The organism is Corynebacterium sp. zg-331, from assembly GCF_014267345.1.
Classification (GTDB): domain Bacteria; phylum Actinomycetota; class Actinomycetes; order Mycobacteriales; family Mycobacteriaceae; genus Corynebacterium.
The window spans coordinates 364,580-377,302 of the sequence record NZ_JACMYD010000001.1 but is presented as its reverse complement, the minus strand read 5'-3'; the positions used below and the strand labels follow the sequence as shown (position 1 = coordinate 377,302).

General features: G+C 64.8%; 12 protein-coding genes and 1 pseudogene. 2 read left to right on the top strand and 11 right to left on the bottom strand.

The features are described 5' to 3' along the window. Window positions 1-24: 24 nt before the first annotated feature. The 3 genes from ispG to dxr form a co-directional block, all read right to left on the bottom strand. Window positions 25-1,203: a flavodoxin-dependent (E)-4-hydroxy-3-methylbut-2-enyl-diphosphate synthase gene (ispG, locus tag H7347_RS01865; RefSeq protein WP_152820750.1), complete on the bottom strand. Its 1,179-nt coding sequence runs from the start codon at window positions 1,201-1,203 to the stop codon at window positions 25-27. Between the two features lie 115 nt (window positions 1,204-1,318). Beyond that, window positions 1,319-2,461: an RIP metalloprotease gene (locus tag H7347_RS01860; RefSeq protein ID WP_152820748.1), complete on the bottom strand. Its 1,143-nt coding sequence runs from the start codon at window positions 2,459-2,461 to the stop codon at window positions 1,319-1,321. Window positions 2,462-2,509: 48 nt separating this feature from the next. Beyond that, a complete protein-coding gene (dxr, locus tag H7347_RS01855) occupies window positions 2,510-3,694 on the bottom strand; it encodes a 1-deoxy-D-xylulose-5-phosphate reductoisomerase (RefSeq protein WP_152820746.1) in 1,185 nt (394 codons plus the stop codon). 166 nt (window positions 3,695-3,860) lie between these two features. Here dxr and H7347_RS01850 point away from each other — a divergent pair, with 166 nt between their 5' ends. Then, the gene (locus tag H7347_RS01850; RefSeq protein WP_186337108.1) at window positions 3,861-4,286 is read left to right on the top strand and encodes a DUF2631 domain-containing protein; all 426 of its coding nucleotides are present in this window, start codon (window positions 3,861-3,863) and stop codon (window positions 4,284-4,286) included. Between the two features lie 67 nt (window positions 4,287-4,353). Here the strand turns inward: H7347_RS01850 and H7347_RS01845 are convergent, their stop codons facing one another. The 3 genes from H7347_RS01845 to rlmN form a co-directional block, all read right to left on the bottom strand. Next, window positions 4,354-5,937: a hypothetical protein gene (locus H7347_RS01845; protein ID WP_152820744.1), complete on the bottom strand. Its 1,584-nt coding sequence runs from the start codon at window positions 5,935-5,937 to the stop codon at window positions 4,354-4,356. After that, window positions 5,934-6,716: an ABC transporter ATP-binding protein gene (locus H7347_RS01840; RefSeq protein ID WP_186337107.1), complete on the bottom strand. Its 783-nt coding sequence runs from the start codon at window positions 6,714-6,716 to the stop codon at window positions 5,934-5,936. Before H7347_RS01840 ends, H7347_RS01845 begins: the two co-directional genes overlap by 4 nt. A gap of 66 nt (window positions 6,717-6,782) precedes the next feature. Beyond that, on the bottom strand, window positions 6,783-7,910 hold the full coding sequence (gene rlmN, locus H7347_RS01835) for a 23S rRNA (adenine(2503)-C(2))-methyltransferase RlmN (protein WP_152820742.1): 1,128 nt from the start codon (window positions 7,908-7,910) through the stop codon (window positions 6,783-6,785). Window positions 7,911-8,118: 208 nt separating this feature from the next. Here rlmN and H7347_RS01830 point away from each other — a divergent pair. Then, a pseudogene (locus H7347_RS01830) lies at window positions 8,119-8,352 on the top strand (lipopolysaccharide assembly protein LapA domain-containing protein); the annotation flags it as partial. Between the two features lie 4 nt (window positions 8,353-8,356). Here H7347_RS01830 and H7347_RS01825 read toward each other — a convergent pair. From H7347_RS01825 to rpsB, 5 genes are all read right to left on the bottom strand, one after another. Then, entirely contained in the window at window positions 8,357-9,235 is an 879-nt protein-coding gene (locus H7347_RS01825) for a phosphatidate cytidylyltransferase (RefSeq protein WP_186337106.1), read from the bottom strand. A 38-nt stretch (window positions 9,236-9,273) separates the two neighbouring features. Next, entirely contained in the window at window positions 9,274-9,831 is a 558-nt protein-coding gene (gene frr, locus H7347_RS01820; protein ID WP_152820738.1) for a ribosome recycling factor, read from the bottom strand. Window positions 9,832-9,923: 92 nt separating this feature from the next. After that, the gene (gene pyrH / locus H7347_RS01815) at window positions 9,924-10,610 is read right to left on the bottom strand and encodes a UMP kinase (RefSeq protein WP_152821272.1); all 687 of its coding nucleotides are present in this window, start codon (window positions 10,608-10,610) and stop codon (window positions 9,924-9,926) included. Window positions 10,611-10,857: 247 nt separating this feature from the next. After that, a complete protein-coding gene (tsf, locus tag H7347_RS01810; RefSeq protein WP_152820736.1) occupies window positions 10,858-11,676 on the bottom strand; it encodes a translation elongation factor Ts in 819 nt (272 codons plus the stop codon). A 161-nt stretch (window positions 11,677-11,837) separates the two neighbouring features. Continuing rightward, entirely contained in the window at window positions 11,838-12,641 is an 804-nt protein-coding gene (gene rpsB, locus H7347_RS01805; RefSeq protein WP_152820734.1) for a 30S ribosomal protein S2, read from the bottom strand. Between the last annotated feature and the right edge of the window lie 82 nt (window positions 12,642-12,723).

Genomic DNA, 12,723 nt, shown 5'->3' with positions numbered 1-12,723 from the left:
GACTAGCAGCGCCACCCGGTACCGCTACTGAGTGACGCGCACCTTGGACCCCACTCCGGCGGCCTGCGCCGCCGCCAACTCCTCCGGGTCCATCTCCTCCATCATCCGCATGGCCTCCTCGATGAGCGTCTCCACGATCTGCGACTCCGGCACGGTCTTAATCACCTCGCCCTTGACGAAGATCTGCCCCTTGCCGTTGCCGGAGGCCACGCCCAGGTCGGCGTCACGGGCCTCGCCCGGCCCGTTGACCACGCAGCCCATTACCGCCACGCGCAGGGGAGCATCCATTCCCTCCAATGCCGCGGTGACCTCCTCTGCCAGGGTATACACATCCACCTGGGCGCGCCCGCACGAGGGGCAGGAGACGATCTCCAGGCCGCGGGGCCGCAGGTTGAGCGACTGCAGGATCTGATCGCCCACCTTGACCTCCTCCTTGGGATCCGCGGACAGCGACACCCTAATGGTGTCCCCGATCCCCGATCCCAGCAGCCAGCCAAAAGCTACGGAGGACTTAATAGTGCCCTGGAACGCGGGTCCGGCCTCCGTGACACCCAGGTGCAGTGGGTAGTCCGTCTTGGCCGCCAGCTGGCGGTAGGCCTCGACCATCACCACGGGATCGTTGTGCTTGACCGAGATAGCGATGTCCCCGTAACCGTGTTCTTCGAAGAGACTAGCCTCCCAGATCGCGGACTCCACCAGGGCCTCAGGGGTGGCCTTGCCGTACTTCTCCAGCATCCTCTTGTCCAGGGAACCGGCGTTTACGCCGATGCGGATCGGGATGCCCGCATCGGCGGCGGCCTTGGCCACTTCCTTAACGCGACCGTCGAACTCGCGGATGTTGCCGGGGTTCACCCGCACTGCGGCGCAGCCGGCGTCGATGGCCGCGAAAATATACTTGGGCTGAAAATGAATATCCGCGATGACCGGGATCGGGGACTTCTTAGCGATGGCCGGCAGGGCCTCCGCATCGACCGTCTTGGGGCAGGCCACGCGCACGATGTCGCAGCCCGAGGCGGTGAGCTGGGCAATCTGCTGCAAGGTGGCATTGACGTCGTGGGTTTTCGTGGTGGTCATCGACTGCACTGAGATCGGGTAATCCGACCCCACGCCCACCGAACCCACCATCAATTGACGCGTCTTGCGCCGCGGCGCCAGGGTGGCGGGAGGGGCTTCGGGCATACCTAGTCCGACGGGAATGGACAAGTTCTCATACTCCTTGCAAGGCGGCCCTCGACCGGGCCATGCCGACCGGCGCGTGCCGCCCTCGACTCAACACTCGTAGGCTCTTGCCAACACCACGAGCATACACGGCCTAGGGCTAAGGAAAGAGGCGCACCGGATTGACCACGTCGGCCACCACGAACACCAGGCCCAGGGTCAGCAGCACCGCACCGATGGCGTAGGTAACGGGCATGAGCCGGGTGTAATCCGCTGGACCCGCCGGGGTCAGGCCACGCAGTCGGCGCATCGCGTCGCGCGCCTTCTCGTAGAGCACCACCGCCACGTGTCCGCCGTCGAAAGGCGGCAACGGGATCAGATTAAACACCGCCAGAAAGAAGTTCAGGCTGGCCAAGAGCATCCAGAACATGCCCCAGTGGGAGCGCTGGGCGAACTCCCCACCGGCCCGCGAGGCACCCACCACGCTCATTGGGCTATCGGCGGCGCGCTCCGCACCGAAGATCGACGCCACCACGCCCGGTATCTTGGCTGGTAGTTGTCCCAGGGCCACCACGGTGGACGCCACGAGCTCCTTGGCGTAGGACGCCGCCACCCCGACGGCCTCCGCCGGGCCGAAGGTGGCGATCGCGCTCTCCACCGGCGCCGAAGCCACGCCGATGACTCCCTGGCCTTGCTCCCCCACCCCGGTGGTCACCTCGACACGGTGGCGCTGCCCCTCGCGTTCGATGGTGAGGATAAGCACCTGTCCGGGACGACGACGAATATCCTCGGCCAAGTGCCCAAAATCCTGCGTGGCCTGGCCGTCTAGCTCCACGATCCTATCCCCCGGGCGCACCCCGGCGGTGAGCGCTGGCCCCTCATGAACCTCCGCCACGGTGGGGGTAAAGTCCGCCTTGGGGTTGGGCAGGCCGGAGGTCATGGCCACGCCATAGAGGATAAGCAGACCCACGATGAGGTTCATGGTGATCCCACCAAGCAGCACCGCGATGCGCTTCCACCACTCCTTTTTATACATGGCCCGCGGCTCTTCGTCCGGGGTCAAGGCGGGATCCATGGCGGTCATGCCCGCAATATCGCAAAACCCGCCGAAGGGAAGCGCCTTAAGCCCATACTCCGTCTCCCCCCGACGGAAGGAAAAGATCTTTGGGCCAAAACCAATGAAGTAGCGCCGCACCCTCATCCCGAAAGCACGAGCCACCACGAGGTGACCCCACTCGTGCAGGGCGATGGTCACCGCAATGCCCAGGGCAAAAAGCACCAGTCCCACGAGGTATCCCGCCATGCGGCTTCTCCTTCCCGTCTCCGTGCCTCGATCTTGTGTGCGCTGGGCCTAGCGCGCCAGGGTAGCCACGATCTCCCGGGCTCGCCGCCGTGCCTCGTCCTCCACCGCCACAACATCCGCGATCGACGCCGGCCGCACCACCCAGCTATCGGCGCATCCCACTACTTCCTCCACCACGTCCACGATCTGCGGGAAGCGGATACCGCCCCGGAGAAAGGCGGCGGCGGCCTCCTCATTAGCCGCATTGTAGACGGCCGTGTGGCCGCCACCTCGGCTCGCCGCCGCCCGCGCCAGCTCTACAGCGGGGAAGGCCTGATTATCTACCGGCTCGAAATCCCAGGACAAGGACCGGCGAAAGTCCAGAGGTGCCTCCGCCCCCGACACCCGATCCGGCCATCCCAGGGCCAGGGCTATGGGGAGTTTCATCGAGGGCGGCGAGGCCTGGGCGATGGTGGCGCCGTCGCGGAATGTGACCATCGAGTGCACGATGGACTGCGGATGAACGGTCACGTCAATGTCCTCCGGGGCAATGCCAAAGAGCAGGGATGCCTCCACCAGCTCCAATCCCTTATTGACCAGCGTGGCGGAATTGAGGGTGTTCATCTGCCCCATCGACCAGGTGGGATGAGCCGCCGCCTGTTGCGGGGTGACCTCCCACATCTGCGCGCGACTACGCCCCCGAAACGGCCCGCCCGAGGCCGTGAGCACGAGGCGCTCGACCTCCGCCTGCGCCCCGGAGCGCAGGCACTGCGCCATCGCGGAGTGCTCGGAATCCACCGGGACGAGCTGGCCGGGCCCGGCCGCACCCAGCACTACCTCGCCGCCGGCCACCAAGGATTCCTTATTTGCCAGCGCCAATCGCACCCCGGCTCGCAGGCTGGCCATCGTGGCTGCCAGGCCCATCGATCCCACCAGGGCGTTGAGAACCACGTCCATGCCGCGCTCGGCATCGAGCGACTGGACGAGGTCCCGGGCGGCGTCGGGACCGTCGATGACCCGGCCGCCCAGCGCCTCCGAAACCTCCCGTGCGGCCCGTGTCCCGGCGACGGCTACCCGCTGCGGGGGCAGGCCCAGGCTCCGGGCTTGCTCGATGATCAGGGACGGCGAGGAACCGCCAGCGGCGATGCCCGCCACCGCGAAAAGATGAGGATTTTCCGCGATCACCTCCAGGGCCTGCGTGCCGATGGAACCGGTGGAACCGAGGATAAGAATGCGCTGTACCACGCACCCCATTGTTCACCATCGCCGGGGCGTCCCCGGCCGCAGGGGCAACCGAAAGGTGGATTGCAGGGCGTGACCAGGCGCCTATCCCCCGCAGGAGTTCTCCCCACCCCTCGCCCTGTGGCACAATAATGGGCAGTGTTGAAAGCCCGCAGCCTGTCTATAAGGAGAGATTACCGTGGCTGGTTCCCACCGCATCGAGCCTGAGATTCACAATGGTGTGTCCACCCTGGACGAGCCCTCGGCCGCCTGGGGCTGGCACGACATCGGATTCCGCGCCACCCAGATCTCCGGCTGGGTGTGCGTTCTCTTCCTGCTGGGCTACAACTTCGGTAACCACAAGGGCCACGTGGAAACCATTTGGTTGTTCACCCTGGCTGCGGTCATCGCGGTGGGGCTGCTTCTCCACGCCTTCCGCCCCAAGCTGAGCCAGGTGCGCACGTTGAGCGCACACAACAAGCCCGTGGGCCATAAGGAGCCGGAGTGGGCCTATCTTCAGGCCACCCTCCAGGGTCCTTACGCCGAGCTTAGCGATAAGGAGCTGCGTGCCCTCAACATCGAGCCTTCCCGCGTGGAGCACCTGCGCGCGCTGCCGCAGAACTAAGCGATACCCCCGAGAAGGGGGCGGGCCACATCCTCGTGGGTGGCCCGCCCCCTTTCGTTGTGCTTTTCTAGTTCACCCAGGAGCGCACTTTTTGGTAGATCTCCGACCAGGTGCGCTCCAGCCTGCGCACGGATACCCGCATCGCCACGAGATAGAGCGCCAAAGGAACCGCCACGGCCAGCACCCCACCCAGAACCGAGGCCCAGAGCATCGCCTTGATCGCGCCCAACCCCAGCAGTAGTGCCCCCGGCGCCAAGGGCACCCAACCGAGCAGGAGGAAGCCGAAACCGGTCACCATCGCCGCGGAGGAATACCCGGAGCGATCCGACCAGGGGCTCGTCCCGGGACGGGCCGTGGGAAAGGCGTTATACACGGTCAGGTACAGGCCCGAGGCTGCCGCGGAAAGCCAGTAGCCCAGCACTGCGCTAAGAACCATCGTGGTCATCGCCCGATTCGGGAGGATCGCCACCATCAGCGCGGCATAAAGCAGGAAGAACGCTCCCGGAATTGCCACCGAGCCCGCGTGCCGGGCCAGCAAAAGCGTGCGCGGACGCACCCCGCTGACCAGGTGCAGCCAACCGCTGGGACCGTCATAACCGAAATCATTGGAGCAGATCCCCGCCAGGAAGAAACAGAGGATGAAGGCACCCATGTACGCGTTGAAGGCGTCCTGCGCATAACCGCGATACAGGAAGAACACCATCACGAGCGGAATAATGAGCACGCTACCGATCATGCGGCTATCCCGGCGCACGTAGCGCAGCGCGCGGGAGAAGATTGCGGTGGCCGGATTGCGGGGCATCATCGGTAGGAAAACAGTGGGCAGAGCGTCGCCATCCGAACGCACCTTTTCCTTCTTCCTCCCGGCAGCGATGTGAATTTGGGGTTCCCGCAGGTCCTGCGCCACGCCTCGTAGCCACAGCCACAGCAGGGCTCCCAGGGTGGCAATGGCGATCAGGCCCTGGGCCACGCCGACGCCCCACTGCCCGGTCAGAGCCGCCGCGAGGGCACCGCCCGTAGCGCCGAAAGGAGTCCAGGCCAGCACCCTACCCACCGCCTCCAGGGGGAGGCTGCCATCGCCGTTGAGCACCAGGTTAAACCCCAGGATCAGGGCCATAACACCCACCGCGCTCCAAGCGGCCAGGCGATCCTTACCCACCGCCCCGCGCCCCAGGAGCCTGCCTATCACCTCGCCCGCGAGCACCGTGGTGGCAAACGCGACCGTCAGCATCGGCAGGCCCACCGCGAAGGCCAGCCCCGAGCCCGCCGCCGCGCACACCACGGCCGCCGTGGACAGCGTGCAGAGCAGGGATACGAGCGAGCGGCTATGCAGGAATATCAGCGGCCACAGGGCCGAACGGGCCTGGCGGGCCGTTATGGGAAACACGGCCAGATCGCGCGCGGTGACCTGCTGCTCGCCCGAGGGCATCATCGCCATGAGCACGATGTAGGCGATCATGCCCACGGCGACGGCAGCGGGAACGATCTCGGAGCTCCCCTCCCGAACCCGGAAAAAGAGCATGAAACCCACCGAGGCCATGCCGATGAAGGCATACAGGCCGATCAGCACGGCCATGACGATCACGGAGGGGTTCGACGTAGCCGTGCGGCGCCACAGGGTGGCGTGCAGCTTTATCAGCGCCTTGGTCATCGGGATTGGTCACCGCCCAGCCAGGCCAGGGAATCCGTGCCGCGTTCCCCACCCACGGCCTCGACAAAGGCGTCGGTCAGCGAACGCCCGCCGCGCACCTCCTCCACGCTCCCCGCCGCATGCACCCGGCCGTGGTTGATGATGGCCACGTGGCTGCACAACCCCTCCACCAGCTCCATCACGTGTGAGCTGATAACCACGGTGCCGCCCGAGGCCGCGTAGCTGCGCAGAAGGTTCTGGATAGTGCGCCCGGAGACCGGGTCCACGGCCTCCAGGGGCTCGTCCAGGATCAGCACCTCCGGGTTGTGCACCAGGGCCTGGGCGAGCAGGATCTTCTTGGTCATGCCCGCGGAATAGTCTGCCACCCGCTTGTCCCCGGCCTCCGTCAGCCCGAGCGCATCGAGGAGCTCCCGGCTGCGCTGGGCCACCACGGCCTCGTCCATGCCACGCAATGCCCCCACGTAGCTGAGCAATTCCGGGCCGCTCAGGCGATCAAAGACCGGCACCCCGTCCGCCAGCAGGCCCATGGCTCGCTTGACCTCCAGAGGCTGCTTCCAGGTCTGGTACCCCGCCACCCAGGTATCACCGCGATCGGGGCGCAGCAGGCCCGCGATCATGGACAGCATGGTGGTTTTGCCCGCCCCATTGGGGCCGACGATGCCGTAGAGGGAACCCCGGGGGATGTCGAGGTCAATCTCGTTGACGGCTGCCTTGCCGTCAAACGCCTTGCACAGCCCTCGCACGGCGAGGGCCTGCGTTGTAGGATCCTCGTGGAACACGGAGGCACGTCCTTTCTCAAGAAACTATCGTGCCTCTCACTCTATCGAAAGAACGTGAACAGCCGATTAAACCGTGGCCTGCTCCCCCGCTTCCGCGCCGCGTTCTTCCGCCGCCAGCTGGCCGCAGGCCGCCGCGATCTCCGATCCCTTGGTATCGCGCACCGTACACGGTACCCCCTGCGCGATCACCCGACGCACGAACTCGTTCTGCCGCTCCTTGGGGGAGGCATCCCACTCCGATCCGGGGGTGGGATTAAGCGGAATAACGTTCACGTGCACCTTGGATCCTAGGGCGGCGTGGAGCTTTGCACCCAGCATATCGGCGCGCCAATCCTGGTCATTTTTGTCCCTAATCAGGGCGTATTCCACCGACACCCGGCGACCGGATTTATCGGCGTAATAGCGCGCGGCGTCCAAGACCTCCGCCACTGGCCAGCGATTATTCACCGGCACCAGGGTATCGCGTAGCTCGTCGTCGGGAGTATGCAGGGAGATCGCCAGGGTCACCGACATGTCCTCGTCGGCCAGCTTGCGAATCGCCGGGGCCAGCCCCACGGTGGACACCGTGACGTTGCGCTGCGAGATGCCAAAACCCTCGGGCACCGGGCTGGTAATCTGCCGCACGGCGGAGACCACGCGCTTGTAGTTGGCCAGCGGCTCGCCCATCCCCATGAACACCACGTTGGAAAGACGACCTCCCTCCGACTCCATCGTGGCCGCGGCGTTGCGCACCTGATCCACGATCTCCCCGGTGGAGAGATTACGATCCAGGCCCCCCTGCCCCGTGGCGCAAAACGGACAACTCATACCGCACCCCGCCTGGGAGGAAATGCACAGGGTGGCACGATCCGGGTAGCGCATGAGAACAGATTCCAGCAGCGTGCCGTCGTGGAGGCGCCACAGCGTCTTCTGCGTCTCCCCCTCATCCGTGGCGGTCCGCTTGACCGGGGTCATCAGCGGCGGGAAGAGCGCCTCGCGCACCTGCTCCCGCGCTTGAGCGGGCAGATCCGTCATCGTGCTCGGATCGGCCTCGTACCTGCCGTAATAGTGCCGCGCGATCTGATTGACGCGGAACCGCGGCAGACCCAGACCGGTCACCGCGGCCACGCGCGCCTCGGCGTCGAGATCCGCAAAGTGCTTGGGCGGCATACCGCGCTTGGGCGCGGCAAATTGAAGCTTGATTGGTTCAGCCATGATGGGCACCATTGTTCCACCTCAGGCACGCCGAATCTAATCCCACCTCGACCCGGGGTGGACTCCCCGAGCACACGCACGCTTGAATAGAGGCATGGCTACTCATACAGAACCTACACCCGACGATCCTTCCTCCCAGGCTGCCTCCGCCGACGCCCCCGTCACGGAAGCCCCCCGCACCACCCCGACCACGCCGCACCGTACCTTCGCCGCGACCACCTGGGCCGCCCTCATTGTCGGAGCCCTGCTGCTGATCATCCTGCTCGTCTTTATCATGCAGAATCAGCAGTCCGTGGAACTCACGCTCTTTGCCTGGAGGTTCAGCTTCCCCGCCGGGGTGGGCTTCCTTTTGGCCGCCATCGCCGGAGCTCTCATCATGGCGCTTGTGGGCGGGGTACGAATGTTCGAGCTGCGCCGCCTGGCCAAGAAGAACGCCCAGTAATTCCCTAAGAAAGTCCCTGAGTGACCAGGCTGAGCAGAAGCCAGGTCACCATCGCCGCCGGCAGCAGGCCATCAAGGCGATCCATCATGCCTCCGTGGCCGGGCAGCAAGCCGGACATGTCCTTGATCCCCAGGTCCCGTTTGAATTGCGACTCCACCAGGTCACCCAGCGTGGCGCACACCGCCATGAGCAGGCCCATCGCCACGCCGAACCACCAGTGATGCCCCAACAAAAATACCACGCAGACTAGCCCCACGAGGCCCGCGCCGATCAGCGATCCCGCGAACCCCTCCCACGATTTCTTTGGGCTCACCGCAGGAGCCATCGGGTGGGAACCAAAGCACACCCCGGCAATGTAGCCTCCCGTATCCGAGGCCACCACGCAGGCCATAAAGGTGACGATGAACAGCGGCGCGGCGGCAAAGTCCGATTCGATCCGCGAGATCAGCGCGGCAAAGGAACCGAACATGGGGATCCAGGTTAAAACAAAGAGCGAGACGGCCACGTCACGCACGTAGTGGCGGGCACGAACGCTATCGACCTGAACGAACAGCCTGCTATACATCACCACGAGAGCGACCGCCACGTAGGCGGCCACCATGCCGCCTACCCCCCACGGCCAGGTCAGCCACACGAGGATCTGTCCACCCACGATCAACAGCGGGCGGCTAATCAGGAAGTCCGCCTCCCTCAGCCGCGTGCTCACCTCCCAGGTGCCCACCCCCACGGCGAGACCGACCAGAAGATACCAGCCCAGCGGGCCCGATAAGACCGCTGCAACGACCAAGGCCCCCAGGCCCACCCCCACGGCTACCGCAGCCGGAAGATTGCGCCCCGCGCTGTTTTTAGGTTTCAACCGCGCAAAACGGCGGGTTGCGGCCACGACGGCACTCCTTTCTACGGTGCGGCAAGAATCCCGGTTCAGACCTCCATGAGTTCCGATTCCTTGTGGGAGACCACCTCATCGACCTTGGCCACGTATTCCTGAGTGGTCTTGTCTAATTCCTTCTCCGCGGCGATGACCTCGTCCTCACCGGCGTCACCATCCTTTTGCAGCTTCTTCAGCTGCTCCATCCCCTTGCGGCGCACGTTGCGGATGGCGATCTTGCCGTCCTCGCCCTTAGACTTAGCCAGCTTCACCATGTCCCTGCGGCGCTCCTCGGTGAGCTGCGGCACCGTCACGCGCAGCACGTGGCCATCGTTGGTGGGATTAACCCCCAGGTCGGAGTTGCGGATGGCGTCCTCGATCTCCCCCATGATGGAGGGCTCGTAGGGCTTGATGAGCAGCATCCGCGGTTCCGGCACGGAAATGGAGGCCATCTGGGTGATGGGCGTGGGCACGCCGTAGTACTCGGCCACCACGCCGTTGAACATGGAGGGGTTGGCCCGCCCGGTGCGGATCGTGGTGAGATCCTCGCGGGTATGCTCCACGGTGTTACTCATGCGCTCTTCGGCGTCCATCAAAATCTCGTCAATCATCGTTCATCCTCTGTCTGTCGTAGTCATGCTTTCATTTCTCCTCGCCATGCACGCGGGGATGCCGGGCTCACGGCACACCCCGGACCCGCGGCTTAGGACTTCACCAGCGTGCCGATCCGTTCCCCGGCCACCGCGCGCGCGATATTGCCCTGGGTCAGTAGGTTAAAGACCAGGATCGGCATATCGTTATCCATGCACAGGCTAAACGCCGTGGCGTCGGCCACCTTAAGGTTTTTCTCAATGACCTCCCGCGGGGTGATCTCATCGTAAAGGATCGCCTCGGGATTGGTGCGGGGATCGTCCGAATAGACGCCGTCGACAGCCTTGGCCATGAGTAGCACCTCGCAACCGATCTCCAGTGCACGTTGCGCGGCGGTGGTGTCCGTGGAGAAATAGGGCATACCCATGCCCGCGCCGAAGATCACCACGCGCCCCTTATCCAAGTGCCGTGCCGCGCGCAGCGGCAGATACGGCTCGGAGATCTGCGCCATGTTGATGGCCGTCTGGACGCGACACTCCACGCCCTCTTGTAGCAGGAAGTCCTGCAAGGCCAGACAGTTCATCACAGTGCCCAGCATGCCCATATAATCGGAGCGCGCCCGATCCATGCCGCGCTGCTGCAGCTGAGCGCCGCGGAAGAAATTACCGCCGCCGATGACCACGGCGATTTCCACGCCCGTACGAGCCACCTCCGCGATCTGACGCGCCACGTTCTCCACCACATCGGGGTCGATGCCCACCTGCCCCCCACCGAACATCTCCCCGCCGAGCTTGAGCATGACGCGGCGGTATCCTTCGCTTCTGGCGCTCTCCTGCGCAGTGGTCACCGGGAGACTCCTTTTCTTTTGCCTGCGGGCGTTATCCTCCGGATAGTCTACCGTGCCCGCCGGACCAGAGGAGGCTGCGCCACAGGCTCGACCGAACCCCCACCGTTCGGCAGCACGCGCACGCCCGTGGTCAAAAGCAAACGGCCCGCGCCGGAAAAGCACCAAGCTCTCCGACGCGGGCCGTCAGGCTACGCAGCGATTACTGCTGGCCCACCTCAAAGCGGGCAAAGCCGGTCACGGTGATGCCGGCCTCTTTGGCCACATCGCCCACGGACTTCTTGCCGTCCGCCACGGAGGCCTGCTCCAGCAGCACGACGTCCTTGTAGAAGCCGTTGAGGCGCCCCTCGACGATCTTCGGGATCGCCTGCTCGGGCTTGCCCTCCTCGCGGGTGATCTGCTCCGCGATGGAGCGCTCCTTCTCCACGACCTCGGCGGGCACGGACTCGCGGTTGAGGTAGCGGGCCTTGAGCGCGGCCACCTGCATGGCCACCGCGTGGGCGGCCTTCTCGTCCTCGCCCTCGTAGGCCACCAGCACCCCCACGGCCGGGGGCAGGTCGGCGGAGCGCTGGTGCAGGTACACGGAGACCTTCTCGCCCTCAAGGGTCACCGCGCGACGCAGCTCCAGCTTCTCGCCGATCTTCGCGGACAGCTCCTGCAATACCTCGGAAGCCGGCTTGCCTTCGACGTCCGCGGCGGCCAGCTCCTCGGCGGAGTTCGCCTTCACCGCGGCGGCGGCCTCGGCGATCTTGGCGGCGAGCTCCTTGAACTCAGCGTTCTTGGCCACGAAGTCGGTCTCGGAGTTGACCTCGATCATGGTGTTGCCGGACACGGCGATCAGGCCCTCGAGGGCGTTGCGCTCGGCGCGCTTACCGACGTCCTTGGCGCCCTTGATGCGCAGGTTCTCGACGGCCTTCTCGAAGTCGCCGTCGGTCTCGTCCAGCGCCTTCTTGCAATCGAGCATCCCGGATCCGGTGATCTCGCGCAGCTTCTTCACATCAGCAGCAGTGTAGTTCGCCATTATTAGGGCGATCCTCCTTGTATAAAACAGTGACCGTTGAAAATCGTAACGGGCTGGTGAAAGTTATGGAACAACAGAGGCCCCGCGGTGTTTCCACCACGGTTCATGGCGGCATTCACCTGGGGCCTACGTTTGTGCGGGCACGATTACCCGGAAAAGGATTAAGCCTCCTGGGATGCCTCGGCGGCGTCGGCTTCCTGAGCCTTCTGCACGTCCTGGGCTTCCTTGTCCCGCGTATCGCCAGCGGCTTCCTTGGCGGCGGCCAGTTGGCGCTCCTCGCGGGACTTCTTACCCTCGATGACGGCCTCGCTCACCACGTGGGTAAGGACGTTCACGGAACGGATGGCGTCATCGTTGCCCGGGATCGGGTAAGCGACATCATCGGGATCGCAGTTGGTGTCCAGGATGGCCACCACAGGGATGTTGAGCTTGTGCGCCTCATGGACGGCGATGTGCTCCTTGTTCGTGTCCACGATCCACAGCGCGGAGGGCACCTTGGTCATCTCGGAGATACCACCGAGGACGCGCTCGAGCTTCACGCGCTCGCGGGTGAGCATGAGAACTTCCTTCTTAGTGCGGCCCTTGTAGCCGTCCTCCGCGGCGTCCATGGCCTGAAGCTCCTTCATACGGGCCAGGCGCTTGGACACGGTCTGGAAGTTGGTGAGCATGCCGCCGAGCCAGCGGTGATTGACGTAGGGCATCCCCACGCGCTCGGCCTCGGTCTGAATGGCCTCCTGGGCCTGCTTCTTGGTTCCCACAAAGAGGATGTTGCCGCCGTGCGCGACGGTCTCCTTGATGAACTCGTAGGCCTCATCAATGTAGGTCAGCGTCTGCTGAAGATCAATGATGTAGATGCCGTTGCGGTCGGTGAAGATGAAACGACGCATCTTCGGGTTCCAGCGACGGGTCTGGTGACCAAAGTGGACACCAGCATCCAGAAGCTCGCGCATGGTCACGACTGCCATGGTGTGCTCCCTTTCTTCAAGGTTGTCTTTCGGTTTTAAAACTGCAACAGGTTTTGCTGTATTGTCCTGCGCCCTGGCGAAC

Bases quoted from the DNA above. Each gene is read 5' to 3' on its own strand.
- dxr (WP_152820746.1), bottom strand. From the start codon at position 3,694: ATGGGGTGCGTGGTACAGCGCATTCTTATCCTCGGTTCCACCGGTTCC.
- H7347_RS01845 (WP_152820744.1), bottom strand. From the start codon at position 5,937: ATGACCAAGGCGCTGATAAAGCTGCACGCCACCCTGTGGCGCCGCACG.
- pyrH (WP_152821272.1), bottom strand. From the start codon at position 10,610: ATGCTCAAGCTCGGCGGGGAGATGTTCGGTGGGGGGCAGGTGGGCATC.
- tsf (WP_152820736.1), bottom strand. From the start codon at position 11,676: ATGGCGAACTACACTGCTGCTGATGTGAAGAAGCTGCGCGAGATCACC.
- rlmN (WP_152820742.1), bottom strand. From the start codon at position 7,910: ATGGCTGAACCAATCAAGCTTCAATTTGCCGCGCCCAAGCGCGGTATG.
- rpsB (WP_152820734.1), bottom strand. From the start codon at position 12,641: ATGGCAGTCGTGACCATGCGCGAGCTTCTGGATGCTGGTGTCCACTTT.
- H7347_RS01860 (WP_152820748.1), bottom strand. From the start codon at position 2,461: ATGGCGGGATACCTCGTGGGACTGGTGCTTTTTGCCCTGGGCATTGCG.
- frr (WP_152820738.1), bottom strand. From the start codon at position 9,831: ATGATTGACGAGATTTTGATGGACGCCGAAGAGCGCATGAGTAACACC.